This is a genomic window from Nocardia acididurans (assembly GCF_016741815.1).
Taxonomy (GTDB): Bacteria; Actinomycetota; Actinomycetes; order Mycobacteriales; family Mycobacteriaceae; genus Nocardia; species Nocardia acididurans.
The window spans coordinates 380,296-406,477 of the sequence record NZ_JAERRJ010000003.1; the positions used below are offsets into that span (position 1 = coordinate 380,296).

Sequence of the window (26,182 nt, forward strand, 5' to 3'; positions counted from 1 at the left end):
GCGAACCGTTTCCCGGAGCCGACGCTCAGCTGTCGCGCAGCCGCCGCCCGGCGCGCTCGGTCGCCTGCCCGGCACGTTCGGTCGCGCGCCCCAGCCGCTCCTGCGCGACCTCGATCAGATGCTCACCCTTCTCCTTTGCGGCAGAGGCGAATTCACTGCCCCGATCCTGCGCCGCCTCGGCAAGATGGTCGCGCTTGTCGCGCGCGTTCGCGGCCAGATCGCCGCCGCGATCCTGGGCGGCGGCGGCCAGCCGGTCGCGTCGATCGCGGGCGGCCTCGGCCCACTCACTGCCGCGATGCTGCGCGGACTCCGCGAGCTCATCGCGCTTCTCGCGCGCGTTGGTAGCCAGCTCATAGCCACGATGCTGCGCGGATTCGGCCAGGCGATCGCCGCGTTCCCGCGCGGCTTCGGCCAGTTCGTCGCGGCGTTTGCGGGCCGCCCTGGCGAAGCGGGCCCGACGGCCCCGCGCGGTGGCGGCGTAGGCGCCGCGACGATCCTGGGCGGCGGAGGCCAACTCGGCGCGGCGATCCTGGGCGGCCTCGGCCAGACGGTCGCCGCGCTCGCGGGCGGCATCGGCCAACGCGGCCCGGCGATCCTGGGCCGCCTCGGCGAAGCGCTCGCTCTTCGCACGCGCCGCCGAGGCCAGTTCACCGCCGCGGTCCTGGGCTACCTCGGCCAGGTGACCGCCTTTTTCGCGGGCTACGGCGGCCAGGTCGCTGCCGCGGTCCTGGGCGACCTCGGCGAGGTGCTCGCCCTTGTCGCGGGCGGTCGCGGCGAGTTCGCTGCCGCGGTCGCGCACCACGTCGGCCACCTGGCTGCCGCGGTCGCGGACGAGTTCGGCGAGGTGGGCGCCGGCCTCGGAGACGGCGGCGGCCGAGGGGAGGGCCGCGGCGGCGCTCTCGGCGGCGCGGCGGGCGCGCTTGGTGAGCGGAGGCGGGTCGGCGGAATCGGTGGTGGCGATGAGGAGGCCGCCGAGGAGGCTGATGTCCTTGAGGAAGGCGGTGCGCTTGTGGGCCCGGCGTTCCGGGTCGGATTCGGCCCAGAAGTTCTGTTCGGTGACGGTGGCGGGCAAGACGGTGACCGTCAGCAGCAGGGTGGCGAGGCGAGGGGTGCGGCCCGAGGCCAGCAGGACGCCGCCGAGCACCTGGGTGGCGGCGTTGGCGCGCACCACGGTGCCGGGGTCGCTGGGGATCCTGTTCGCCGCCTGGGCGGGCAGCGCGGTCCGGCCGCGCTGCATGAGTGCGTCAGCCGCCTTCACCCGCGGCTCCGGGTGGGTGAGCGTATCGATACCGTCCACGATGAATGCCGTCGCCAGCAATGGCCGGGCGATACGCCGGACGAGCCTGATCATGGGAAATCCTCCGATGCCGGAAACGTTGGTGCTTCGGCCATTCCCGGCACACCGGCCGTCAAACGGTCCCCCCGCCGCGACATCGGGAAATTCGCGCGGCCACCACGCTGCCCCCGCTGCCCCGAAAATCTAGCTTGAGCAATCCATAGTCAGCTGGGTATCTTCTGACTATGGTTCAATACAGTCAGCGTGCCGAGACCGCCGCTGCCACCACCGCGGACCGCTCGAACCTCGTCCTGCTCATCCTCTGTTCCGCCGCCTTCACGGCGATGCTCGACGTCTTCGTCGTCAATATCGCGTTCACCGCCATCGGCGCGGCGTACACCGGATCCTCGCTCGCCGACCTCAGCTGGATCCTGAACGCCTACACCATCGTCTACGCGGCCCTGCTCATCCCGGCCGGCCGGCTGGCCGACCGCTACGGTCGCAAAGCCGGATTCCTCGGCGGGCTGGCGGTTTTCACCCTCGCCAGCGCCGTGTGCGCGGCCAGCCCCACGCTGGGCGTGCTGATCGCCGCCCGGGTGCTGCAGGCGGCGGGCGCGGCCGCGCTCACCCCGGCGAGCCTCGGGCTGCTGCTCACCGCCATGCCCGCGGCCGAGCGCGCCTACGCCGTGAAGGTCTGGGCCACTTCCACTTCCGTCGCGGCCGCGCTCGGCCCGGTGCTCGGCGGCGCGCTGGTGCAGCTCTCCTGGCAGTGGGTGTTCCTGGTCAACGTGCCCATCGGCGTGGCGGCGCTGCTCGCCGCGATCCGCTTCGTACCCGATTCCCGCGACGAATCGGTGACCGCGATTCCGGATGTGCTGGGCGCGCTGGTGCTGGCGGTCGCGCTGGGCGCGACGGCGCTCGCGCTGGTACAGGGGCCGGAGTGGGGATGGTCCGGCCCCGGGCTGCCCACCGCCGTCGCGGTGGCGGCGCTCGGAACGGCCGCCATCGTGATCCGCGTGTTCCGGCATCCGGTCCCCATCGTGGCCCCGGCGCTGCTGCGGGTGCGCACCTTCTCCAGCGCGAATTGCACCGCCCTGCTGTTCTGCACCGCGTTCGGGGCGGTACTGCCCAGCGTCGTGCTGTGGCTGGAGGGCCGCGCCGGATTCAGCGCGCTGCGCACCGGATGGGCCATCGCGCCGGGGCCGCTCATGGTGCCGATCTTCGCGGCGGTGAGCCAGCAACTGTTGCGGCGCTGGTCATCCGGAATGGTGGTGGCGTTCGGCAATCTGCTGGTCGGCGTCGGCGCGGCCATGCTCGCGCTGAGCGCCGACACCGAGGTCGACTATGCGACGCAGGTGCTTCCGGGGTGGATCGTCGTGGGCATCGGCGTCGGATTCGCCCTGCCCACCCTGCTGGCCACCGCGACCGTCGGCCTGCCCGCCGCCTGGGTCGCGACCGGCAGCGCCGTGGTGAACACCAGCCGCCAGCTCGGCTATGTGCTCGGAGTGTCGCTGCTGGTCGCGGTGCTCGGATCCACCGCGGTACCCGCCGAGCGGGCCGAGACCGTCTTCACCCGGGCGTGGTGGGTGATCGCGGCGGTGGCCGCCGTCGCCGCGCTCACTTCCTTCGGCATCACCGAGAAACGAAACAGCGAGTAAGCGAGGCGATGACAGTGCACACACCGATCGAGGAAACCGATCCCTTCGTCCTCGGCGCGCTCGACGCCGCGGCGCTGATCCACGACGCACCGTGGACGCGGTTCGGCGTCATCGGCGACAGTCTGGCCCTGGGCACCAGTGACCCGAGCCCCGGCTACGGACCGGAGGGCTGGCCCGAACGCGTGGCGGGCGTCCTGCGGCGCGTACGGCCCGACCTCGTCTACCTCAATATCGCGAAGTACGGTGCCACCACCACCGAAGTCCTCGACGACCAGGCCGAGCGGATCCGCGCCTTCGCGCCGGAGCTGCTGCACCTGAACAGCGGCGCGAACGACATCATGCGCCGCACACCGGATTTCGGCGAGATCGAGGCGAACCTGCGCCGCCTGTACGAGTTCGCGGCGCGAACGGGCGCGCAGCTCAGCACCATTCAACTCGGGCGGGCCTTCGTGATCCCGGCCTTCCCCGATTTCACCGAGCGGGTGCGACGGGTCAACGAGATCAATGCCCGGCTCGCCACGGAGTACGACGCCCTCATCGCCGACACCTGGGATCACCCGTTCAACGATCGCCCGAACCTGCTCAGTGCGGATCGAATCCACTTCTCCACCTCGGGGCAGGCGGTGATCGCCACCGAGATGTTCAAGGCGATGGCGCACCGTCTGGCACGGGCCCGAGGGTGAACGACGGGCTGCGGCCGTGCGCGTCCAGGCGGCCGTCACCCCAGCTGGCGCTGCCGTAGGCGTCGATCTCGATGGCGTACTCGCCCGCGGCCAGCGCCGCGGGTAGTCGCAGCGATGTCCAGGGGTGGCCGTCGACGATATCGAGGTACGTGCGGTGCGGCTGCTCGCTCAGCGCGACCAGGAACACCCGCGCGTACTCGAACCTGCGGCGGGCGGCCGACTCCGTGGCGGGCGACCACCGGATACCGAGCGCACGGTCCACGGGATCGGTGAACTCGACGGTGACACGCAGCGGCACCTGCCCGTCGAGCTCGGTGTGGAACCTCATGAATCCAGGCTGGCACGGAGTTCCCGGTGGGGCAATGCGAATCCCGGGGGCAGGCCGCCCTACGCCTGCGCGGGAACCCGCAGCGCGCCCGAGCGGACCAGTTCCACGGCCGCCGCGATATCGGGTGCGAGGTGCCGGTCCGGCCCGGGAGCCGGAACCCGTTCGCGCAGCAGATCCCGGGCCGCCGCGGTGACCGGACCGGGTTCCAGCGGCGCGCGCAGATCCAGCGCCCTTGCCGCGGTGAGCAATTCGATGGCCAGCACGGTGGTGAGCCCGTCCACCGCCCGCCGCAGCTTGCGTGCCGCCGACCAGCCCATGGAGACGTGATCCTCCTGCATGGCACTGGACGGAATCGAATCCACCGACGCCGGTACGGCCAGCCGCTTCAACTCCGACACGATCCCGGCCTGGGTGTACTGGGCGATCATGTAGCCCGAGTCCACGCCCGGATCGTCGGCGAGGAAGGCCGGAAGCCCGTGCGAGCGATGCACATCCAGCATGCGGTCGGTGCGCCGCTCCGCGATGCTCGCCACATCGGCGACGGCGATGGCCAGGAAGTCCAGCACGTAGGCCACGGGCGCGCCGTGGAAGTTGCCGTTGGATTCCACCCGGCCGTCCGCCAGCACCACGGGATTGTCGATGGCGGAACACAATTCACGCTCGGCCACGGTTTCGGCGTGGGCCAGCGTGTCCCGCGCCGCACCGTGCACCTGCGGCGCGCACCGCAGCGAGTAGGCGTCCTGCACGCGCGGGCAGTCCGCGCCGCGATGGCTGGCCACGATCGCCGACCCGGCCAGCGCGGTCCGCATGCGCGCGGCCGAAATCCCCTGTCCCGGATGGGGTCGCAGCTGCTGCAGATCAGCGGCGAACACCCGATCGGTCCCGAGCAGCGCCTCCACGCTCATGGCGGCCGTCAGGTCCGCGATATCGAGCAGCCGGTGCAGATCGTCGATGGCCAGCACCAGCATGCCGAGCATGCCGTCGGTGCCGTTGGTGAGCGCCAGCCCCTCCTTCTCGGCGAGCGTCAGCGGGGTGAGTCCCGCCTCTGCCATCGCCTCGCGCATGGGCCGCACGCCGTCCCCGGCGAGCACCTCCCCCTCCCCCATGAGCGCCAGCGCCACCGCGGCGAGCGGCGCGAGGTCGCCGGAGCAGCCGAGCGAACCGTATTCCGGCACAACGGGAATCAGCCCGCTGTCGAGCAATCCCGCGAGGGCCTGCGCGGTGTCCGGCCGGACGCCGGTGTGCCCCGACATGAGGGTCCGCAACCGCAGCACCATCATGGCCCGCACCACTTCGGCTTCGACCGCCTGCCCCGCCCCGGCCGCGTGCGAGCGAATCAGCGAGCGCTGCAGATCGGTCCGCCGCTCCGGGGGGATATGGCGCAGCGCCAGCGCCCCGAACCCGGTGGACACGCCGTACACCGGTTGCCGGCCCCGGGCCAGTTCGTCGATGGTCAAGCGCACCTTGGCCAATCGGGCCAGATCATCCTGCGCGACCCCGACCCCGGCCCCGCCGCGGGCCACCGCCACGATCTCCGCGCGCGTCAGCGCTCCGGCTCCCACCACCACCCGCTGCATACCGCCAGTCATGTGCCCGACAGTAGCCAATATCGCCGCACCGACCGCGTGAAACGCCCGGACCTGCACCCCCGCTCGTTTACGCCGAACCCCCTCGGGTAGGCGAGCGATGGTGCCGGAAATCGCGGCACACCGGATACGGAAAGCGAGGTTGTCATGGGTACCGTCACCGCGTCGACAGAGGTCAACGTGCCGATCGGCACGGCCTACAACCAGTGGACGCAGTTCGAGTCGTTCCCGCACTTCATGGAGGGCGTGGAGCGCGTCGACCAGCTGGACGACACGCACACGCACTGGAAGGTCCATTTCGGGCCGGTGGAACGGGAATTCGACGCCACCATCACCGAGCAGCATCCCGACGAGCGCGTCGCGTGGCGTTCCGACAGCGGCCCGGAGCACGCGGGCGTGGTCACCTTCCACCGCATCGACGACTCCACCACCCGGGTGATCACCCAGATGGATATCGACCCGGAGGGTTTCGTCGAGAACGTCGGCGACAAACTCGGCCTGCTCGATCGCCGGGTCAAGGGCGATCTGAAGCGGTTCAAGGAGTTCATCGAGAGTCAGGGCTACGAGTCCGGCGGCTGGCGCGGTGACGTCCCCCGCCCGGGTTCGGATCCGTTCCAGGGCAGCTGACCCGCGCCGGCCGTATCGGCCTCAGACGCTGGAGGCCCGCTCCGCCAGCAGGGCCTCCAGGTGCAGGTCGAGCGCGGTCAGCTTCTTGGAGATGGAGGCGATGGTGGTGGCTGTGCGGTTGAGGTTGTCCACCGCGTCCTCCAGTTGCTCCAGCCGCTGCGAGATCGACTTCAGCCGATGGGTGATGGTCTCCACATCGGTGGCCGTGGGAAGGTTGAGCAGGCTCAGAATGGCCTGCTGAGTGGCCAGTGCGGTGTCGCGGGCGTCATTGGCCCGGTCGATGGCGCCCTTGGCGATGGGGTTCTCGAGGATATCGTTCAGGAAGCTGGTCAGCATCGGGAGTCCTTGGGGGGCTGAGGGTTTCAGGCGCGGAGGGGTTTCAGGCGCGGGCGAGGGTATGGGCGGCGGCCCAGTCGGATTCGGCTTCGATACGGCCCAGTTCGGTGCCGGGGGCCTGGTCGTACTGCCACTCCCGGGCGATGGCGTGCCAGTTGCCCGAGGCGCTCAGCTGCCCCAGCACCGCCATCACCATCACCAGGGTGCGCAGGGTGACCAACTGCTCCTGCGGAACCGATTGCTTGCGAAGCAGACCGAAGCTGTCCCCGGTGGGGACGATGGTGTTGGCGAGGGCGTCGTTCACCATCTCGGGGGTGATCCGGACGACCGCGTCGGTGGTCATCCAGCCGAAGACGGATTCGACGATGGGCAGCGCCTCGTCGGCGTCGACCGCGTCGGGGTCGGGCAGGAATCCGGCGGATGCCAATCCGGAATGGACTGCCGCGGCGTCGTTTTCGGCCATGGCGCGCTGAATGACCAGCAGGTCTTCGATCGAGCTGTCGTCGATGTACTTGTACAGGCCGAAGTCCAGGAAGGCCACGCGGCCGTCGTCGCCGACGAGGAAGTTGCCCGGATGCGGGTCGCCGGAGAACTGGCCGTAGCGCATCATGCCCGCGCCGAAGAACCGGAAGATGATCTCCGCCACCCGATTCCGGGTCTGCTCGTCCATGAGCTTCACGGCCTCGAACCCCCGGCCGTCGAAGAATTCGGTGACCAGCACCCGCTGCCCGGACAGCGCGGTCACCACATCGGGCACCACGATGAAGGGGTGCCCGCGGAACAGGCGGGCGGCGGCGCGCTGGTTCTGGGCTTCCAGCTCGTAGTCGAGTTCCTCCTCCACGCGGTCACGGATCTCGGCGGCCAATGCGGCCGTATCCAGCGCCGGCGCAATCAATTTCAGGGCGTGGCTGAAGAGCGCCATATTCTTGATGTCGGCGCGCACGGCCTTGTCGATGCCCGGGTACTGCACCTTCACACACACCTCGCGCCCGTCGTGCAGCCGCGCCCGGTACACCTGCCCGATGGAGGCCGACGCGATCGGTGTGTCGTCGAAGACCGCGAAGTGATCGCCGAGCTTGCCCCCCAGCTCGCTCTCGATCAGCTTGCGCATCTTGTCGAATCCCACGGTGGGGGCCGAATCCCGAAGCTTGGCAAGGGCTTTCTGGAAATCCTCGCGCACTTCGTCGGGGAAGATGCCGCCGTCGACGATGGACAGCGCCTGCCCGATCTTGAGCGCCGCGCCGCGCATAGTGCCCAGGCCGTTGACGAGCGCCTTCATCGCCTCGGCCTGCTTGCGGTCCATGACCGCCTTCTTCTTCTCCTCGCTGCGGCCGACCGTGGCGACCTTCACCCCCGCCTGACGCAGCACCGCCCCTGCCGCCACGCGCCCCAGCGCGGCGGTCCGGACCGCGCGCGAGGTGGGCACCTTCTTGTCCATGGCGTCTCGTGCCATCGTCATCTCCCCTGCTGAACTGCGGTTTCCACCGAGAGAATTAAGTGAATGAGACCTCATTCGCCTGGAAAGTTAGCACGTCTGAGACAGCTTTGGGAATTAGGTGAATGAGATCTCATTCAATTCCGCAGGACGGGGTACCATGGCCCCCGCAGACCGTCCCTCAGCCCGAGAAAGCGCCATGACCCCCACCCCGACCGGACCCGCGCAGCCCAGGCGCGGCAGGCCGCCGAGCGCGGACCGCACCGCGCAACGCCGCCGCGAACTGGTCGCGACCGCCTACGCCGTGTTCATCGAAAAGGGTTACACCGCGGCCGGTGTCAACGACATCACCGACCGGCTCGGCGTCGCCACCGGCACCTTCTACCGGTACTTCGACAGCAAACGCGAAATCCTCGACCACGTCATCGAATTCGGCATCGAGAAGATGTTCACGGCCATACAGGAAGCCTGGGGCGCGGGCCCGGACGAGAGCTTCGACGGCTTCATCGCACACCTGCACACGGTGGGCGAGGCCATGATGCGCACGCTCGACGAGGAGCCCGGCATGGTCCGCATGCTGCTGTTCGAGGCCACCGCCGTCGACGAGGAACTCACCTCCCGCCTGCTCGGCGTCCACGAAGCACTCGGCGCGGCCATCGCCTCCATGCTGGATCACGGTGTGGCCCAAGGCTATCTGCGCCAGGGCCTGGACACCCGGCTCATCGGCCGGTCGCTCTACATGATGCTGTCGCCGAGCCTGGTCGACATGCTGACCGAGCCGCTCGGGCCGCAGGGCCGCGCCCACCACATCGACGTCGTACTGGACCTGGTGCTCAACGGGCTGCGTGCCCCGTAGGCCCGCGCGGCCTGCCGTGGTGGCACTGCCGGTCCGCTGCGGCTACCGATTCCGGAGTGCCGCGAGCGCGGCGGCGGCGACCTCGGCCGGGGGTGGGCCGATATCGATGGTGCGCACGTCGGGTTCGGGGGTCGGATCTTCGAGGGCGGCGAGCTGGGAGTCGAGCAGTTCCGGCGGCATGAAGTGGCCGGTCCGGGCAGCCAGCCGGCGGTGCAGCTCGTCTCGCGTTCCGGCCAGGTAGACAAAGGTCAGAGTAGCCTCTGAATGCCCGATCACGCTGCGGCGCAGGACATCTCGATAGGAGCGCTGGAGCGCCGAGCAGGTGACGACGACCGATTCGCCGGCATCGATGCGCTCGGTGATCAAACCTGCCACGGCATCCAGCCACGGCCACCGGTCCGCGTCCGTAAGCGGCTGTCCGGCAGACATTTTCGCGATATTCGCCGGCGGATGCAGCTCATCGCCCTCCACCAGCGGCCAGCCCAGGCCGGCGGCCAGCAGCCCGGCCACGGTCGACTTCCCCGAGCCGGATACTCCCATCACGATGACGGCGCACGGTCCCACGAATCACTCCAGCAGTCGTTGTTCTTTGGCATGGGCGACGGCGGCGGCACGGGTGTCGACGCCGAGCTTCTCGTAGATGCGACCCAGGTGGGTTTTGACGGTGGCCTCGCTGACGTGCAGGGCGCGCGCGATTTCGCGATTGCCCAGGCCGAGTGCGAGCTGGGTGAGAATGTCCAGCTCGCGGGCGGTGAGGGCGGGCCGTGGATTGCGCAGCCGGGTCATCATCCGATCGGCGACGGGGGCCGAGAGCGCGGTGCGGCCCTGCGCGGCGGCGTGGATGGCGCTGAAAAGCTCTTCGGGCCGTTCGGCTTTGAGCAGATAGCCGGTGGCCCCGGCGGCGATGGCGCGGGTGATGTCGGCGTCGGTGTCGTAGGTGGTGAGCACCAGCACGCGCGGCACCGGAGCGGGCTGGGCGGTGATCCGCCGGATGGCCTCGATGCCGTCCATCTCACCGCCCAGTTGCAGATCCATGAGCACCACGTCGGGAGCGAGACGGGCGGCCAGGGCGATGGCCTCGGGTCCGCTGCCCGCCTCGCCGACCACCTCGATGCCGCCGGCGCTGGCGAGCAGGGCGCGCAGACCCGCCCGCACCACCGCGTGATCGTCGCAGAGCACCAGGCGCACAACAGGATTCATGACAGCTCCAGGGGGACCGAGGCGGTGATCACGGTACCGTCGCCGGGGACCGATTCGATGGTGAGCCCGCCGCCGAGCTGGCGCATGCGGGCGCGCATGGCGGGCAGACCGTGGCCGCGGCGCGGGGCCGACACGGGGGCGTCGGGGTCGAAACCCGTTCCGTCGTCGGCGATATCGAGGACGACGTGATCGCCGAGATGGGTCAGCGACAGGGTCACCCGGGCGGCGTGCGCGTGCTCGCGCGCATTCGCCAGCGCGCCCTGCGCGATCCGCAGCAGGGCCGCCGCGACGGGTTCCGGCAGCGGCGCCGGTATGCCGTCGAGGTGGAAACGCACACTGAGGTTTTCGTCGTTCTCGCGACGCGCCAGCGCGGTCAGCGCGGCCTCCAGCGATCCGCCCGCGGCGAGATCGGACGGGGTGAGATCGTGCACGAACCGGCGCGCCTCGGCCAGATTGTGTTCGGCCACCTCGGCGGCGGTGCGGACATGCGCCCGTGCCTGCCCGGAATCGCTGTCCCACACCCGATCCGCGGCCTGCAACAGCATGCGCTGACTGGAGAGCCCCTGTGCCAGGGTGTCGTGGATCTCGCGCGCGAGCCGTTCGCGTTCGGCGAGTACGCCTGCGCGCCTTTCGGTCTCGGCCAGCTCGGCCCGGGTGGTTCGCAGGGTGTCGATGAGCGCCGCCTGCCGCGCGGCCTGCCGCTGCATGCCCACAAACAGCGCGGTGCTCAAGGCCGCCACCGCGATCGGGGCCAGCAGCAGGTTCGGATCGGCCCAGCCCGCCAGCCGGACCTGGGTCACCACCACGAGTCCGGTGAGCGCCGCCACCAGGCCCAGTGCGATCCGCAACGGCAGGATGCGCAGTCCGGTGTAGAGCAGCGGCACCGCGCACCAGGCGAAACTGGGGGCCAGCAGCACCAGCGCGGTCCAGGCGGCCACCAGCAGCACGAACCACAGCACCCGCCGGGACTCCCGCAGTTCGCTGACCACGTAGAGCACCATGACCACCGAGACCAGGGCCAGCACCCAGGGCAGCTGCGGCGCACCGGAGTGCCGCAACAGGTAGCGCAGCAGCGAGGCCGCCAGCAACACGGAGAAGGCGCAGTGCACGATGGTGGCGAGCAGGCGGGAATCATCGCCTCCCGCACCGGTTTTCCGCACTCCGCTCACCTCCTGGACAGCGCTGACATGGGCATACGGTTTCATTCTGCCGTGCGCGGCCCAGGGTACGGGTCATCCGATCGGTTGATACGGACCTCCCCCGATGCGCTCGCCGAGCACACCCGATTCGTCGATGGCAAATCCCCGGCACGGCCGCAGGCTGGAGTCATGAGCAACGAGACACAGCAGCAGCAGGTCACCGCGATCGGGAAGCCCGCCCGCACCCGCCTGGTCATCGCCGGTGCGGCCGTCGCGGTGGTGGCAGCCGGAGCCGTCGGCATCGCCTCGGTGAACGCGCAGCGCCCCGACCCGGCCGCACAGGCCCCGATCGCGGCCGATGTCAGCGACGCCGACCTGCAGCAGAGCACCCACCTCACCCTCGCCGCCGCGACCCGCGCCGCACAGTCCGCCCTGGACGCGGCGGTCAAGGCGAACCAGCGCGTCACCGTGGCCGTGGTCGATCGCAACGGCAATACGATCGTGGTGCTGCGCGGCGACGGCGCGGGTCCGCAGTCCTACGAGTCCGCCCAGGAGAAGGCGTTCACCGCGGTCTCCTGGAACGCCCCCACCTCCCAGCTCACCGAACGCCTGAAGTCCGCGCCCCAGCTCGCCGACATCCCGGGCACCCTGTTCCTCGGCGGCGGCGCGCCGGTCCAGGCGAAGGGCGGCGCTCCGATCGCGGGCATCGGCGTCGCCGGCGCACCCAGCGGCGATCAGGACGAGGAGTTCGCCCGCGCGGGCGTGGCCGCCCTCGGCTGAGCGATCCCGCCGTCGGGCATACATCGGCCCCGGTGAATGTTGTTCGGAATGCGGTTCACAGGCCGTTCGACTGGGACGGCCCGCGTAATCCGCGCAACCGGCTTATGCTCGGTTTGACTGGCTCGTTTGCTTATCGGGGTCGCTGTGGTGCATACCGATCCGTTCTCCACGCGCCGTGACCCGACCGCTGGGTTCGCGGCGGAACTCGAAGCGGCCGGATTCACCGGTCCGACCGAGGTCGGGCGCGGCGGATTCGGTGTGGTGTACCGCTGCACACAGGCGGCCCTGGACCGCACCGTGGCCATCAAGGTGCTCACCGCCGATCTGGAATCCGAGAGCCTGGAGCGGTTCGTCCGCGAGCAACTGGCCATGGGCAAACTCTCCGGGCACCCGAACATCATGAACGTCTTCGAGGTGGGCTCCACCGCGACCGGACGGCCCTACATCGTGATGCCGTTCCACGCGCACGGCTCGCTGGACGCGCGCATCCAGCAGCACGGCCCGGTGGGCTGGCAGGAGGTGCTGCACATCGGGGTGCGGATCGCCGGCGCGCTGGAGACCGCGCACCGGCGCGGCCTGCTGCACCGGGATGTGAAGCCGGGCAACATCCTGCTCACCGAGTACGGCGAGCCGCAGCTGGCCGATTTCGGAATCGCCCGGCTGGCAGGCGGTTTCGAGACCACGGCCGGGGCCATCACCGGCTCGCCCGCCTACACCGCGCCGGAGGTGCTGCAGGGCCAGACCCCGGATGTCACCGCCGACGTGTACAGCCTGGCGTCCACCCTGTTCTGCGCGGGCACCGGGCACGCGGTGTTCGAACGCCGCAGCGGTGAGCAGCTGATCGCGCAGTTCGTGCGCATCACCAAGCACCCCATCCCGGATCTGAGCGCCTCCGGCCTGCCCGCGGATCTGACGGATCTGATCGAATCCTCCATGTCGCGCAACCGCGACGAACGACCGGCCAGCGCAGCCGAATTCGGTACGGCGCTGCGCGATATCCAACTCCGGCACGGTCTTCCACCGGATGAGATGCCGATCCCGCTGCCGCCCGCCGAGACCGTCGAGCCCCGCTCCCCCGCGACACCGACGGGCTCCGATCGCCGCCGCCGCACCACCGGCCTCACCCCGCCCGTGCCCGCGACCCGCCTGCGCCCGCCCGCGCTGCCGCAGGCCCTGGTGGACCGGCCCCGCCTGCTCGACGCGCTGCGCCGCGGCAGCGACCGGAAGTTCGCGGTCGTGCACGGCCCCACCGGTTTCGGCAAGACCACCCTGGCCGCGCAGTGGTGTGCGGCGGTCTGCGCCGAGGGCGGTTCGGTGGCCTGGCTGACCGTCGACAGCGACGACGACAATGTGGTGTGGTTCCTGGCGCACCTGGTGGAGGCCATTCACGCGGTGCGCCCCACACTGGCCCGCGAACTCGGCGATCTGCTCGAGGAACACGCCGACGAGGCGGGCCGCTTCGTGCTGACCTCGCTGATCAACGATATCGACCGGCGCGGTGAGCAATTGACCGTGGTGATCGACGACTGGCATCGGGTCTCCGATCCCGCGACGATCGCCGCGCTGCGCTTCCTGGTCGAGGGCTGCAGTCCGGTGCTGCGCATCCTGGTGACCTCGCGCAGACAGACCGGCCTGCCCATGAGCACCATGCGCGCCCGCCACGAACTGCTCGAAATCGACACCGCCGCATTGCGTTTCGACGCCGACGAAGCATATGCGCTGCTGGTCGGCCTGGGCGGTCTCGACCTGGACCGCGCCGATGTGGAGGATCTGGTCGAATCCACCGGCGGCTGGGTGGCGGCGCTGCAACTGGCGGCGCTGAACCTGCGCGACACCCCCGATCCCGGATTCCTGATCAGCACCCTCACCGGCCGCCACCACGCCATCGGCGAATTCCTGGCCGAGAACGTGCTGGAAACCCTGGAACCCGAGGTGCTCGACTTCATGGTCGCCACCTCCATCACCGAACGCACCTGCGGGGACCTGGCTTCCGCGCTCACCGGGGTGGCGGACGGCAAGGCCCTGCTCGAGCACATCGAGCAGCAGGATCTGTTCCTGCGCCGAATCGACGGCGGGCAGTGGTTCGAATACCACCACCTGTTCCAGGATTTCCTGCGCCAGCGCCTGGAACTCGCTCCGCCCGAACGACTCGAGCGGCTGCATCGCGCGGCCTCGGCCTGGTTCGCCGAGCACCGGCAGGTCAGTGAGGCGGTCGATCACGCGGTCATGGCCGGTGACGAGGTGCGCGCGGTGGAAATCGTGGAGCGCGACGGCATGTCGCTGCTGGAGTACGGGCAGATGGCCAGCCTCATCGGCCTGGTGAACAAACTCCCGCCCACGGTGATCGAAACCCATCCGCGCCTGCAATTGGATCTGGCCTGGGCCAATATCCTGCTGCACCGCGCCGGACCGGCGGAACGCGCACTGCGCCTGGCGGAATCGACGCTGGACGCGGGCAGCCTGGACGCCGAGACGACCGCCCTGCTGCGCGCCGAGGCGGGCGTGGTGCACGCCGTGGTGACCGTGCGCGCCGATGTACTGGTCGGCGTGGAGGGCATGCTCGCACCGTGTTTCGCTCGCGCGGAGGAGCTTTCACCGTATGTGGTGGCCATCGGCGCGAATGTGGCCAGTCTGGCGGCGGGGTACCGCTACGACTTCGACGAGGCGGTGCGCATCCAGGAGTGGACGGCCCCGTACATGCGCCGCAACAAGGGCTTCTACAACAATGTGCACGGCCTGTGCTTCCTCGGCATCGGCGCCAGCCTGCAACTCGATATCGCCCAGGCGGAGAAGTACTTCCGGCACGCGCTGAAGGTGGCCAAGCAGTCCGGCGGCAGTCACTCCTACGGTGCCCGGCTGGCCGGGTCGCTGCTGGGTGAGCTGCTCTACGAGCGCGGCGAGGTCGCCGAGGCGGAACGGCTGCTCGACGAGGGCTACAAACTGGGCCCCGAGGCGGGCGTGGTGGATTTCAAACTGGCCCGCTATGTGGTGGGCGCCCGCGTGAAGGCGCTGCTCGGTGATCGCGCCGCGGCCATCCGGCGGTTGAACGAGGGTGCGCGCGTGGCGCATTCGATGTCGCTGCCCCGCCTGCGCGCCGAGGTGGAGAACGAGCGGCTGCGGCTGGGCCTGCCGCCGCATCCGGAATTCGGGCCGCTGCCGACCGTCTCCTATGACCGGCGTCGCAGGCCGGTGGACCCGATCGACGAATTCACGGTGCTCTACGAGGAATTCACCGCGATCCGGCTGCTGCTCGCCGAATCCGATACGGAGCAACGCGAACTGGCGTGCCGTTGGGCGCGGGAGTGGGTGGAGTACCTCGAATCCGTGCACCGGCCACGGGAACTGCTCAAGGCGCGGCGGCTGCTGGTGGGCTGCCTGGCCGCGACCGGCCGCGCGGACGAGGCCAAGGCCCTGCTGGCGACGGTGACCGCCCAGTGCGCGGAACACGATTCGGTCCGCTACATCCTCGACGGCGGGCCGCATGTGGTGGCCACGCTGGCGGCGCTGTACGCGGACCGGCTGGCCGGCCGCTGGCAGCGGGACTGGCCCGAGGTGCCGACGGCCTTCCTGCGCAGCCTGGTGGAAGCCGATGCCGCTCAGACGATCTGAGGCGGGGCGGCTTCCCCCGGGCTTCGCCGATTACATGGAGGCGTAGCTGACCAGCAGATCCTCGGTCTCGCGCGACACCTTCCAGGAGCCGTCGACGTACTTGAAGGTCACCGGGATCGGGTAGCTGTAGTCGCCGAGGCGGCTGTCCAGGGTGGCGTTGGCGACATCCCCGTCGACGCTCACGCCGCCGGTGATGCTCCAGCTGTAGCCGGGGATGGCGGCGATGCGGGTCTTGACGGCGCCGATGCGGCTCGCGTCGCCCGACTCGAGGGCCGCGCCCGAACCATTGAGGGCGGCCTGCATCGTGCCCTGCAATTCACCGGCCGACGGCGCGGCGGGCGCGGCGACGGCGGCGGGGGCGGCGATGACCGCGGCGGCCGAAACCGGAAGCAGCAGAGCGGCGGCCGACATCGAGGCGGCGACGAACTTACGAACCATGAGGCAGTCTCCCAACGAATAGGTAAGCCTAAGCATACTGAACGGTTTCGATCCGCGGACCCGGACCCCCGGGACAGGTCCTTCGACGATCGAGAACCCATGGACAGCAAACGGTTCGCAAGCGCATGATTGAGGGACATCCGGTGCCGTTCGTCGGGGGAACGTCAAAGGAAACCCGAACGGATGGAAAAGATCATGTTCATCAGGAAATTGGTGGCGACAGCCGTATTCGCCATCGCGGCCACCGGAATCACCATGGCGACGGCGCACGGCGAGGCGGGACTCACCGTGAGCGGCGTGGACGGCTCGGTCGGCTACAGCACCACTCTCGCCGCAGACCATTCGAATGCCGTGGTCGCTCTGGCCTCCGGCAGATTCGTACTCACCCCGGACGTGGTCCAGGTGGTCGCGGCGGACGGCGCGGTCATCGGGGCCATCCCGTTGACGCTGCGCACCGAGACCGGCGCGGCCTTCCAGGTCACGCCGACCCTGGCCAGTGACACCGAACTCGTGCTGACCCCGGTGGGCGGCCCGGCTCCGGCCGCCACCAGCGCCCAGGGCCTGCCCTTCGTCCATGTCACCGGCGGCGGTGACGCGATCCTGGCGGGCGCGGCCATCGGCTGCCTGGTCGGGATCGTGATCGGCATCTGGTTCTTCCTGGTCGGCGCCATCGTCGGGTGCGCGATCGGGGCGGCGATCGGAGGTTTCATCGGCGCGGTTTCGTGAGCGATCCAATCCCGCACGGCCGCAGCGGATTCTGCGGGACCGGAAATCCGGTCCTGCGGAATCTTGCGTGAAAGTGTTGCTGGGGTAACGCAATCGGTATGTTGTGGGCTACTGTCGGGCGTGTTTGCGCGCGTGTGCCCGACCTTGACGTAGCCGACAGGATTGACGAAATCGCATATGGCCGTGATGTTTCTCTGGATACTCCTACCTGTACTGATACTCGCTGTGGGGGTGGCGGGGTACCTGGCGGTGCGGTTACGCGCGGAGAGTAGACGCGCCGGTGACCTGACCGCCCGACTACGGGCCTCGGAGCATTTGCTCGAACAGTTTGCCCACCAGGCGCTTCCGTCCATCACGGAGTCGCTGCGCCGGCCGGGCGTCCCGGTCAGCGGGATGGATATCGCTCCCGTACTGCGAGATTCGACACTGGTGCCGCTGCTGTGGCGGACCATCGAGAACCACACCGAAGATTTGCGGCTGCTCTGGGCCGAGGCCGCCGAGCAGGGCCGTCACGAGATCGAAGCCCAAGCGCGGCAGGCGATCAGCAAGGCCGAACAGGAGGCCGAGGAGCAGGTCCGCGCCGCCCGCGACGAAGTGCAGGGCGCGTCCCGGGATGTGACCGCGGCGGCGGTGCGCTCCTTCGGAACCTCCGTGGTCAGCCTGGGCGCGGACGTCGGCAAGGTGGTCAGCTCCGCGCTGCGCGAGCACCGCGACGACGCGGTCTACGAGACCCTCATCCGCATCGATCACAGTGTGCAGCAGATGATCCGCCAGGCCCAGTCGTATGTGATCGTGAGCGGCGGGCTGCCCGGCCGCCGCTGGCCACAGCAGTCGGTGACCGATGTGGTGGGCGGCGCGGTCGGCCGCGTGCGCGACTACCTGCGGGTGCGTTCGGGCCAGGCCGACCGCGTGGTGACCAGCCGCGTGGTGGAGCCGCTGGTGCACACCGTCGCCACCCTGGTGGACAACGCGCTGCGCTACTCGCCGCCGACCTCGTTCGTGGACATCAGCTTTCAGGAGGGCCACCACGGCGTGACCGTCCTCATCGACGACGCCGGCGTGCGCATGAACGCCGAGCAGCTCGAGGAGGCCCGCCAGGTGCTCGCCGGGGAGCGGTCGGTCGACATCCTCGAACTCGGCCCCGCCCCGAAGATCGGTTTCCCCAGTATCGCGGCCCTGGTGCGCCGCTACGGATTCAATGTCTACGTCGACGGCCCCAACGCCTACGGCGGTGTCCGGGCCATGGTGTTCATTCCGGAATCCCTGCTGGTGGCGCCGCATGACGTCGTGGAACAACCCGTGATGGCACCGGTGCCGGGCGCCGTGCCGGTGCAGGAGCGTGCCGTGAGTGAGAACACCGTCGCCGCCGCCCTCACCGCCAGCGGCCTGGCCAAGCGCCGGCGGCGCACCGTCACCCAGCCGGGCGCGCACACCCCCGCCCTGCACCCGGCCCCCGCGCCCGCACCCTCGACGCCCCCGCACGGCATTCCCGCGGTCGCTTCCGGCGACGGAAGTCCTTCACCCGCACCGCAACCCACCCTCCAGCTCGCGCGACCCGATATCGCGGTGGCCTGGCACAGCGGTTCGGTCAGCGGCCGCATCGCCGCGGCCGGTACCGAACACACCGAAGGGATGAACTCGTGAACTCTCCGTCCGCCACCGGCCAGCAGAACGCGGTCCTATCCAACCCGTCCGAGGGCCCCAACCAGCTGGCCTGGCTGCTCGCCGATCTCGACATCCCCGGCGTGCGGTTCACGGTGCTGCTGTCCGAGGACGGACTGCGGATGGCGCACTCCGGCAACATCACCCGCGACAACGCCGAGCGATTCGCCGCTGCCGCCTCGGGTCTGCGCTCACTGGGCAAGGCGCTGGGCGAGTTCTGTGGCGGACCCGGCGACAACGTCCGCCAGAACGTCACCGAGTACGAGGGCGGCATGATCTTCATCACCGCCGCCGGAACCGGTGCGGTACTGGGTGTTTCGACCACCACCGAGGTCGACGTCGCACTGGTCGCGCATCGGCTCAACGAACTCGCCGCCCGGGTCGGGCACGAGCTCGGCGCCGTGCCGCGCCGCGACGCCCGGCAATGACCGGGCCGCGGCGGGATCCCGACCTGGTCCGCGCGTATGTGCGCACGGGTGGGCGCACGCGTGCCACCCGGCATCTGGACCTGGTCACCGTGATCGTCGCCGCCGACACGGCCATGCAGGGCGGTTCCCCCGATGCCCGGCGCATCTTCGCGCTGTGCCGGAATGCCCTGTCGCTGGCCGAGATCGCGGCTCACCTCGACCTACCGCCGTCGGTGGTGAAGATCCTCGTCGCCGACCTGCTGGACAGCGGTCACCTGATAACCCGGACGCCCGAGCACACGCTGCCGGACGTCAGCCTGCTGGAAGAGGTACTGAATGGGCTCCGAGCCCTCGCGGTCTGACTCGCCGCCGGCGGAGGTCGAGTACCTGCCGCCGACCATCACCAAATCGGTAAAGCTGTTGGTGGCGGGCAATTTCGGGGTCGGCAAGACCACCTTCGTCGGCAGCGTGTCGGAGATCAAGCCGCTGCGCACCGAGGAGACCATCACCCACGCCAGCGTCGGCGTGGACGATATGGCCGGGCTGCGGGACAAGACGACCACCACGGTCGCCATGGATTTCGGCCGCATCACGCTGAATCCGCAACTGGCCCTGTACCTTTTCGGCACCCCCGGCCAGCAGCGCTTCGTCCCGCTCTGGGAGGAGCTGGCACTGGGCGCGCTGGGCGCGCTGGTGCTGGTCGACACCCGCCGCATCGAACAGTCCGACGAGGTGCTGGCGGTGCTCGAGGAACGCGGGGTGCCGTACGCGGTGGCGGTCAACGAATTCGAGGGCGCGCACCGCTATCCGCTGTCGGAGGTGCGCGATGCGCTCGACCTCGCCGCGGACACCCCGCTGACCGCCCTGGACGCGCGTGATCGGCGCACGTGCGTGCAGTCGCTCATCATGCTCGTCGAATTCCTGTTTCATTCCCGTCAGGAGTCACGCCTTTGACCACGTCCACCGGCTCGTTCCCCCTTGCCGTCGAAGCCCGGATCCCGCTCTACACCGCGGAATTCGCGAACGACCCGCACGGCAACTACCGCGAGATGCGCCGCGCGCACGGCTCCATGGTGCCGGTCGAGCTGGCGCCGGGCGTGCCCGCCACCCTGGTGATCGGCTACCACGACGCGGTGCGAATCCTCAACGATCCCGAGCACTTTCCGGCCGACCCGCGCATCTGGCAGGACACCATCCCGGACGATTCGCCGGTGAAGCCGATGCTGCAGTGGTATCCGAACGTGCTGCGCAATGCGGGATCCACGCACTGGCGCTACCGGCAGGCCAATGTGGCCGCCGTGGACGGCGTGGACCTGCACGGGCTGCACGCCACCGTGGAGCGCGAGGCCATTCCGCTCATCAACGCCTTCTGCGAGAACGGTAAGGCGGAGCTGATCAGCCAGTACGCCATGCCGCTCGTCTTCGCCGGGCTCAACGACATGCTGGGCTGCCCACCGGATATCGGCGCGCGCGTGGCCGCGGGCATGGCCGCGCTGTTCGACTCGGTGGACGAGAACGCGGCGCTGGGCATGCAGATGCTCAGCGAGGCGCTGCTGGAATTGATCGCGCTCAAGCGCAGCACCCCGGGCGACGACATGGTGACCCGGCTGCTGCAGCACGACGCCGCGCTCGACGACACCGAGATGCTCTACAACATCATCAGCATCTACGGCGCGGGGCTGGAACCACAGCAGAACCTGATCATCAACACGCTGCGGCTGATCCTCACCGACGATCGCTTCGCCGGTGACGTGCTCGGCGGAAGCCTGTCCACGCGTGACGCTTTGGACGAGGTGCTGTTCAACGATCCGCCGATGGCCAACTTCGCCATCTCCTATCCGCGCCAGCCCATGCTGATCGGCGACACCTGGCTGCCCGCGCATCAGCCGGTGGTGATCAGCCTGGCCGGCTGCAACAACGATCCGGCCATCGGCGGCGGCGAGCGCATCGGCAACCGCTCCCATCTGGCCTGGAGTCTCGGACCGCACGCCTGCCCGGCCAAATCGGTGGCCTCGCTGGTGGCGCAGGAGGCGATCGATCAATTGCTGGATGCGCTGCCCGAGTTGCGGCTCGCCGTTCCTGTGGATGAATTGTCTTGGCGGCCAGGACCTTTCCACCGGGCGCTGGCGGCGCTGCCGGTCGTCTTCCCGGCGGGCCCGCCCTTGAATGTTCTGTGAGTGAGGAGTTACCAGCATGACCATCGAACCCCTGGCACTGGATCTGACCGGTGTCGACATTCAAGGAGAGAACGCCCGGATCCGTGCGCGAGGACCGGTGACCCTGGTCGAGCTGATGGGCGTGCCCGCCTGGTCGGTGACCGATGCCGAGCTGCTCAAGCGGCTGCTGGCCGATCCGCGGGTGTCCAAGGACGCGGCGCAGCACTGGTCGGCGTTCATCAACGGTGCGGTGACCGCGGAGTGGCCGCTGTTCCCGTGGGTGGCGGCGCAGAACATGTTCACCGCCTACGGCGCTGATCACCGGCGGCTGCGCAAGCTGGTGTCCCCGGCCTTCACGCACCGCCGGACCATGGCGTTGCAGCCGCGCATCGAGGAGCTGGTCACCGAGCTGCTGGACAAGCTCGCGACCACCGCGCCGGGCGAGATCGCGGATCTGCGTGAGGGTTTCGCGTATCCGGTGCCGATTCAGGTGATCACCGAGCTGCTGGGCGTGCCGGAGGCGATGGAGCCGGGGCTGCGCGTCTGTGTGGCGCGGTTCTTCGACACCGAGATCAGCCCGGAGGCCGCGCTGGCCAACTACATCGAAATGGGCGAGCTCATCGGAGAACTCGTGGCCTTCCGCCGCGACAACCCGGGTGACGACATGACCAGCGTCCTGATCAACACCCGGGACGAGGACGGCGAGCGGCTCACCGAGAAGGAGATGATCGACACGCTGATGCTGGTCATCAACGCCGGGCACGAGACCACGGTCAACCTGCTGGATCAGGCGATTTTCCTGCTGCTCACCCATCCCGAGCAGCTGGCCGCCGTGCGAGCGGGCGAGGTGAGCTGGGAGGCGGTCATCGAGGAGACGCTGCGGGTGGAATCGCCGGTGGCGCATCTGCCGCTGCGCTACGCGGTGGAGGACATCGAGATCGACGACATCCGGATCGCCAAGGGCGAGGCCATTCTCGCCTCCTACGCCGCCGCGGGCCGCGATCCGAAGGTGCACGGTGAGACAGCCGAGGTCTTCGACGTCACCCGCACGAACAAGGACCATGTGGCCTTCGGCCACGGCGTGCACCACTGCATCGGCGCGCCGCTGGCCCGGCTCGAGGCGAGCATCGCCCTGCCCGCGCTGTTCGCGCGGTTCCCCGATCTGCGTCTGGCCGCCGGCCCGGCCGATATCGCGCCGGTCATCGGTTTCATCTCCAACGGGCACCGGGATCTCCCGGTGCGGCTCACCGCGGAGTAGTACTACCTTCCAGCGCCGTGGTCCGCTCCTCAGCCCGGACGACCACGGCGTCCCCCCGGCGGGCATTGCGCCGCGCGGTGAACAGGAACAGCGCGACCAGCAGCACGCTCAGCCACACGTAGGTGTCGCCCTCGAGGTGCTGCCACGGGGTCCACGACCATTCGCGGTCGTCGTCACCGGGCAGCCAGTTCTGCGGACCGTAGACGAAGACGGCCGCGGTGAACGCGGTGACCGCGTACCAGCCCGCCGCCCGCCGCCACGGCAGCCGCGTGGCGTAGCCGAGCATGGCCAGCAGCGCGGGCGCGATCCACACCCAGTGGTGCGACCAGGAGATCGGCGACACCAGCAGGGTGAAGACGGCGTTCATGGACAGCGCCAGTGCGGGCATCTCGGCCGCCTGCCGCATGGCCGCGACCACGAGCACCAGCAGCGCCGCGCTCAGCGCCAGCCAGATAATGGTGAACAGCGGCTTCTCGATCTGGAATCGAGCCAGCACCGCCTGAATCGACTGATTGGTGTGGAAGGCCGACCCGCTGAGCCCCGACACATTGCCGAGTCCGCCGAACCAGTACTCCATCGACGACTTCGGCATCACCACGAAGGCGAGCACTGTCGCCGCCGCACCGGTGACGGCCGCGGTGACCGCGGCCTTGTAATCCTTGCGGACCAGGAAGTAGAGCACGAACGCGGCGGGCGTCAGCTTGATGGCGGCGGCGACGCCGATCAGCATGCCGCGCTTCCACTTCGGCTTCTCGGTCAGGCAGTCCGCCGCCACCAGCACCATCAGCAGCAGATTCACCTGCCCGAAGTCCAGCGTCGCCCGAGCCGGTTCCAGCAGCAGCGCCAGCGGCGTCGCGGTGGCCGTCACCCACAGCGCGAGCAGTGTGCGGTCCTCCCCCGGCCACACCCGCCGCGCCACCAGATACAGCGTGGCCCCCAGCGCCAGCACCGAGGTCACGAAGAACGACAGCGCCGCCGCATCCCACGGCAGCAGCGCGAACGGCCCGAGCACCAGCGCCGCGAACGGCGGATAGATGAACGGCAGCCCGATCCCGATGGTGGTCTTCGGCAACTGTCCGTACAGATCCCCGCCATCACGCAGCGTCTCGATCCCCAGGCGATACACCTGTAGATCGATGAACCCGCGCGAGATCTCCTGGAACGGCCAGATCGGCAACGTCAGACAGAGATAGGCGAAGCCCGTACACAACGCCGGCACCAGCCACATCACCCGCCCGAAACGGCGGTCCAGCGACTTCGGCTCAGCAACAGGGGTGGAACAACTCATCCGCGACGACTTTACCGTGGTCGCCGCCCCGGCACCCAACTCACGTCGGAGGTCGGCGCGCGACCGGCGGGAATCTCCGGCGCGACCGATATACCTCGAGCTACTATGCCTAGAAGTTCTAGGCTTCAACGGGAGGCGGCCGATGCATATACCGAAGGACCTGGTCGCGGCTTCGGCCACGCCGCTCGTGCTCGGGATTCTGGCCCGGGAGGACAGCTACGGGTACGCGATTCTGAAGCGGGTCGGGGAGCTGTCGGGCGGGGAGATCGAGTGGAGTGAAGGGCTGCTGTATCCGCTGCTGCATCGGCTGGAGCGGGTGGGGCATATCGAATCGTTCTGGGATACGCCGGACGGGGGGCGGCGGCGGAAGTATTACCGGATCACCGAACAGGGGCGACGGGAATTGGTCGAGCATCGGAAGCAGTGGGTCGCGGTGGTGGAGGCGCTGGATGGGGTGTGGCAGGCGCCCCGGTTCGCGGGAGGGATGGGGGCGTGAGCGCGGACGGCGATGTCGAGGTGCAGATCGCGCAGTGGCGGGCCTATATGGGCAAGCGGCGGGCGCTGTCGGAATCGGATACCGATGAGCTGGAAGACCATCTGCGGAGCACCATTTCGGAGCTGACCGGGGTGGGGCTGACGCCGGACGAGGGGTTTCTGGTCGCGGTGAAGCGGCTGGGCGGGGTGGACGAGCTGTCGCGGGAGTTCGCGCGCGAGCATTCGGGGCGGTTGTGGAAACAGCTTGTGCTGAGCGGGGATTCGGAACCGGCCGGGGCCACGACGGGGCGGCGGATCGGCGGAGCGCGGCCGGATCTGGTGGTGATGATCGTCTGCGCGGTGGTCGCGGCCATCGGGATCAAGGTGCCCGCCTTGTTCGGAGTCGACCTCGACGAGCATGCCGAGATCTACGGGCGCAATCTGGCGCTGTTCGCGTTCGCGCCGCTCGCCCTGTATTTCGGTGTCCAGCGGCGGCTTTCGGGGCGGGCGAGCGCGGTGATCGCGGCACTGTTCGTGCTGGGCGCGGTGGGAGCCAACGTCTATCCGCTCGACACCGACTCACAGTCGCTGGTGCTCACCGCGATTCATCTGCCGATCGCGCTGTGGCTGGTGACCGGGGTGGCCTATGTGGCGGGCGACTGGCGGTCGGATCAGCGGCGCATGGACTTCATCCGATTCACCGGGGAGTGGTTCGTCTACTTCGTGCTCATGTACCTCGGTGGCGGCGTGCTGACCGGCGTCACGGTCGGCACCTTCGCCGCGATCGGCATCGACGCGGAGGAGTTCGTCACGCAGTGGCTGCTGCCCTGCGGCGGTATGGCGGCCGTGGTGGTGGCGGCGTGGCTGGTCGAGGCCAAGCAGAGCGTGGTCGAGAACATGGCCCCGGTGCTGACCAAGGTCTTCACTCCCCTGTTCACCGCCGTGCTGTTGGCGCTGCTCATCGGAATCGGGGTGAGCAGCAGTGGAATCGACGTGGACCGGGATGCCCTGATCCTGTTCGACGTGCTGCTGGTGCTGGTGCTGGGCCTGCTGCTCTATTCCATCTCGGCCCGCGATCCCGGCAGCGCCCCGGGGGTTTTCGACAAACTGCAACTGGCCCTGGTGCTCAGCGCGCTGATCGTCGACGTGCTGGTGCTGGCAGCCATCACCGGCCGCATCACCGAGTGGGGCTCCACCCCGAACAAGATCGCGGCTCTCGGCGAGAACCTGATCCTGCTCACCAACCTGGCCTGGTCGGCATGGTTGCTGCTCGAATTCATCAGGCACCGTTCCCCTTTCACGCGCCTGGAACGCTGGCAGACCCGCTATGTGGCGGTCTACGCGATCTGGGCGTGGATCGTGGTGCTGGCCTTCCCACCGCTGTTCGACTTCATGTGAGGTAATCCCGCAGACCGTCGGCCAGTTCGTCGGGGTCGTCGTCCAGCGCGGCCGAAAGCGCCTGCTGCAATGCGAAAGTCGCGCGGATCACATGAGCGCGGGCGAGCATGCCGGAAGAACCGTTGCGGCGGTCGGTGATTCGTTCACCCAGGGCCGCGCCGTATCCGGCCATGAGTGCGGCGAGGTCCTCGGCGGGGTCGCCCAGTGCGACCTCGTCCCAGTCGACGATTCCGGAGAGCAGCGGGCCGTCGGCGGAGGAGACCCAGAGCAGATTCTCGCCGCCGAGATCGCCGTGTACGAGCGCGGCGTCCACGGCGGACAGGGCGACGACGGCGTCCAGCTCAGCCGCGGCCCGCGCCCGCCCCCGTGGCGACATGCGCGGAAACAGCCGCGCCCGAACATCTTCGGCGAAATCATGCCAGCGCCGCGGCGGCGTGACCGGGAATCGGCCCGCGGCGCGGACGGCCGCCGCCCCGAGGGCGCTCAGCACCCGGGCCAGCTGATCCGCCACGCTGTCGAGAACGCCCGGGTCCGCCAGCACACCGGGGTCGAGCGGCTCGCCGGGAATCCGGCTGGTGACCAGGCAGAGGAAATCCGGCTTCGCCACCAGTGCCACGGGCACCGGAACTCCCACGCCGAGTGCGAGTTCCGACAGTATGTGCAATATCCCCGCCCGCTGCCGCAGCGCCGCCGCGGCAGTGCGCGTTCGCGGAATGCGGTAGGCCCGGGTCGATGTCAGCAGCACATGGTGGAACTGACCGGAGTGCACCGCGATCTCGGCGGGGTCGTCGCCGAAGCCGCGGACGACCGCGAGGTAGGGCTCGAGCGTCAGAGCAGTCACCAACCTTTCCGAAGAACTGGC

Annotated in this window: 26 protein-coding genes; 15 read left to right on the plus strand and 11 right to left on the minus strand. The window is 69.4% G+C overall.

All coding sequences use genetic code 11. From position 1 onward, the window contains the following. Positions 1–25 precede the first annotated feature (25 nt). Positions 26–1,351: a DoxX family protein gene (locus JK358_RS09755; RefSeq protein ID WP_201945821.1), complete on the minus strand. Its 1,326-nt coding sequence runs from the start codon at positions 1,349–1,351 to the stop codon at positions 26–28. A gap of 170 nt (positions 1,352–1,521) precedes the next feature. Between JK358_RS09755 and JK358_RS09760 the strand changes: the two genes are divergently transcribed. Together JK358_RS09760 and JK358_RS09765 are read left to right on the plus strand one after the other, a co-directional pair. Then, positions 1,522–2,934 carry an MFS transporter gene (locus tag JK358_RS09760; RefSeq protein ID WP_201945822.1) on the plus strand — a complete coding sequence of 471 codons (1,413 nt, stop codon included), beginning with the start codon at positions 1,522–1,524 and terminating at the stop codon, positions 2,932–2,934. Positions 2,935–2,942: 8 nt separating this feature from the next. Beyond that, positions 2,943–3,617, plus strand: coding sequence for an SGNH/GDSL hydrolase family protein (locus JK358_RS09765; RefSeq protein WP_201945824.1), 675 nt, complete (start codon positions 2,943–2,945; stop codon positions 3,615–3,617). Here the strand turns inward: JK358_RS09765 and JK358_RS09770 are convergent. After that, on the minus strand, positions 3,577–3,945 hold the full coding sequence (locus JK358_RS09770; protein ID WP_201945826.1) for a hypothetical protein: 369 nt from the start codon (positions 3,943–3,945) through the stop codon (positions 3,577–3,579). The genes JK358_RS09765 and JK358_RS09770 overlap by 41 nt on opposite strands. Positions 3,946–4,004: 59 nt before the next feature. Next, positions 4,005–5,534, minus strand: a complete 1,530-nt coding sequence (gene hutH / locus JK358_RS09775; protein ID WP_201945834.1) for a histidine ammonia-lyase — start codon at positions 5,532–5,534, stop codon at positions 4,005–4,007. Positions 5,535–5,678: 144 nt separating this feature from the next. Between hutH and JK358_RS09780 the strand changes: the two genes are divergently transcribed. Beyond that, a complete protein-coding gene (locus JK358_RS09780; protein WP_201945835.1) occupies positions 5,679–6,158 on the plus strand; it encodes an SRPBCC family protein in 480 nt (159 codons plus the stop codon). Positions 6,159–6,179: 21 nt separating this feature from the next. On the opposite strand, the gene JK358_RS09785 is transcribed toward JK358_RS09780, so the two are convergent. Beyond that, the gene (locus JK358_RS09785) at positions 6,180–6,494 is read right to left on the minus strand and encodes a hypothetical protein (protein ID WP_201945836.1); all 315 of its coding nucleotides are present in this window, start codon (positions 6,492–6,494) and stop codon (positions 6,180–6,182) included. 43 nt (positions 6,495–6,537) lie between these two features. Next, entirely contained in the window at positions 6,538–7,953 is a 1,416-nt protein-coding gene (locus JK358_RS09790; RefSeq protein WP_232851027.1) for an ABC1 kinase family protein, read from the minus strand. A 175-nt stretch (positions 7,954–8,128) separates the two neighbouring features. Here JK358_RS09790 and JK358_RS09795 point away from each other — a divergent pair, with 175 nt between their 5' ends. Continuing rightward, a complete protein-coding gene (locus JK358_RS09795; protein WP_201945837.1) occupies positions 8,129–8,785 on the plus strand; it encodes a TetR/AcrR family transcriptional regulator in 657 nt (218 codons plus the stop codon). Between the two features lie 42 nt (positions 8,786–8,827). Here JK358_RS09795 and JK358_RS09800 read toward each other — a convergent pair whose 3' ends face one another. The 3 genes from JK358_RS09800 to JK358_RS09810 are packed head-to-tail and all read right to left on the minus strand — an operon-like array spanning position 8,828 to position 11,145. Further along, positions 8,828–9,325 (minus strand): gluconokinase, encoded by a 498-nt coding sequence (locus tag JK358_RS09800; protein WP_201946276.1) that lies wholly within the window; start codon positions 9,323–9,325, stop codon positions 8,828–8,830. Positions 9,326–9,352: 27 nt separating this feature from the next. Continuing rightward, on the minus strand, positions 9,353–9,985 hold the full coding sequence (locus tag JK358_RS09805) for a response regulator (protein ID WP_201945838.1): 633 nt from the start codon (positions 9,983–9,985) through the stop codon (positions 9,353–9,355). Next, a complete protein-coding gene (locus tag JK358_RS09810) occupies positions 9,982–11,145 on the minus strand; it encodes a sensor histidine kinase (RefSeq protein WP_201945840.1) in 1,164 nt (387 codons plus the stop codon). The genes JK358_RS09805 and JK358_RS09810 overlap by 4 nt, the downstream gene beginning before the upstream one ends. A gap of 168 nt (positions 11,146–11,313) precedes the next feature. On the opposite strand from JK358_RS09810, the gene JK358_RS09815 reads away from it, so the two are divergent. Both JK358_RS09815 and JK358_RS09820 read left to right on the plus strand, forming a co-directional pair. Then, a complete protein-coding gene (locus JK358_RS09815) occupies positions 11,314–11,904 on the plus strand; it encodes a GlcG/HbpS family heme-binding protein (protein WP_201945842.1) in 591 nt (196 codons plus the stop codon). Positions 11,905–12,048: 144 nt separating this feature from the next. Beyond that, positions 12,049–15,513, plus strand: a complete 3,465-nt coding sequence (locus JK358_RS09820) for a serine/threonine-protein kinase (RefSeq protein ID WP_201945850.1) — start codon at positions 12,049–12,051, stop codon at positions 15,511–15,513. Between the two features lie 30 nt (positions 15,514–15,543). Here JK358_RS09820 and JK358_RS09825 read toward each other — a convergent pair whose 3' ends face one another. Beyond that, positions 15,544–15,951: an MTB12 C-terminal domain-containing protein gene (locus JK358_RS09825; RefSeq protein WP_201945852.1), complete on the minus strand. Its 408-nt coding sequence runs from the start codon at positions 15,949–15,951 to the stop codon at positions 15,544–15,546. 195 nt (positions 15,952–16,146) lie between these two features. Here JK358_RS09825 and JK358_RS09830 point away from each other — a divergent pair, with 195 nt between their 5' ends. The 7 genes from JK358_RS09830 to JK358_RS09860 all read left to right on the plus strand — a co-directional run bounded on the left by JK358_RS09830 (position 16,147) and on the right by JK358_RS09860 (position 22,160). Beyond that, complete coding sequence (locus JK358_RS09830) at positions 16,147–16,677, plus strand: DUF8020 domain-containing protein (protein ID WP_201945855.1); 531 nt, start codon at positions 16,147–16,149, stop codon at positions 16,675–16,677. 315 nt (positions 16,678–16,992) lie between these two features. Continuing rightward, complete coding sequence (locus JK358_RS09835) at positions 16,993–18,321, plus strand: sensor histidine kinase (RefSeq protein WP_232851029.1); 1,329 nt, start codon at positions 16,993–16,995, stop codon at positions 18,319–18,321. Between the two features lie 65 nt (positions 18,322–18,386). Continuing rightward, a complete protein-coding gene (locus JK358_RS09840; RefSeq protein WP_232851102.1) occupies positions 18,387–18,767 on the plus strand; it encodes a roadblock/LC7 domain-containing protein in 381 nt (126 codons plus the stop codon). Beyond that, positions 18,764–19,108, plus strand: coding sequence for a DUF742 domain-containing protein (locus JK358_RS09845; protein ID WP_201945861.1), 345 nt, complete (start codon positions 18,764–18,766; stop codon positions 19,106–19,108). The genes JK358_RS09840 and JK358_RS09845 overlap by 4 nt, the downstream gene beginning before the upstream one ends. After that, positions 19,083–19,700, plus strand: a complete 618-nt coding sequence (locus tag JK358_RS09850) for a GTP-binding protein (RefSeq protein ID WP_201945863.1) — start codon at positions 19,083–19,085, stop codon at positions 19,698–19,700. Before JK358_RS09845 ends, JK358_RS09850 begins: the two co-directional genes overlap by 26 nt. Continuing rightward, entirely contained in the window at positions 19,697–20,923 is a 1,227-nt protein-coding gene (locus JK358_RS09855) for a cytochrome P450 family protein (RefSeq protein WP_201945865.1), read from the plus strand. The genes JK358_RS09850 and JK358_RS09855 overlap by 4 nt, the downstream gene beginning before the upstream one ends. Before the next feature lie 16 nt (positions 20,924–20,939). Beyond that, positions 20,940–22,160 carry a cytochrome P450 family protein gene (locus tag JK358_RS09860; RefSeq protein WP_201945867.1) on the plus strand — a complete coding sequence of 407 codons (1,221 nt, stop codon included), beginning with the start codon at positions 20,940–20,942 and terminating at the stop codon, positions 22,158–22,160. Here JK358_RS09860 and JK358_RS09865 read toward each other — a convergent pair. Beyond that, complete coding sequence (locus JK358_RS09865; protein ID WP_201945874.1) at positions 22,147–23,448, minus strand: glycosyltransferase 87 family protein; 1,302 nt, start codon at positions 23,446–23,448, stop codon at positions 22,147–22,149. The genes JK358_RS09860 and JK358_RS09865 overlap by 14 nt on opposite strands. 142 nt (positions 23,449–23,590) lie before the next feature. On the opposite strand from JK358_RS09865, the gene JK358_RS09870 reads away from it, so the two are divergent. Together JK358_RS09870 and JK358_RS09875 are read left to right on the plus strand one after the other, a co-directional pair. Continuing rightward, entirely contained in the window at positions 23,591–23,944 is a 354-nt protein-coding gene (locus JK358_RS09870; RefSeq protein ID WP_201945876.1) for a PadR family transcriptional regulator, read from the plus strand. Then, positions 23,941–25,320: a permease prefix domain 1-containing protein gene (locus JK358_RS09875; protein WP_201945883.1), complete on the plus strand. Its 1,380-nt coding sequence runs from the start codon at positions 23,941–23,943 to the stop codon at positions 25,318–25,320. The genes JK358_RS09870 and JK358_RS09875 overlap by 4 nt, the downstream gene beginning before the upstream one ends. Here JK358_RS09875 and JK358_RS09880 read toward each other — a convergent pair. Continuing rightward, positions 25,313–26,161 (minus strand): phosphotransferase family protein, encoded by an 849-nt coding sequence (locus JK358_RS09880; protein WP_201945884.1) that lies wholly within the window; start codon positions 26,159–26,161, stop codon positions 25,313–25,315. The two genes, JK358_RS09875 and JK358_RS09880, sit on opposite strands and share 8 nt — an antisense overlap. Positions 26,162–26,182: the final 21 nt, after the last annotated feature.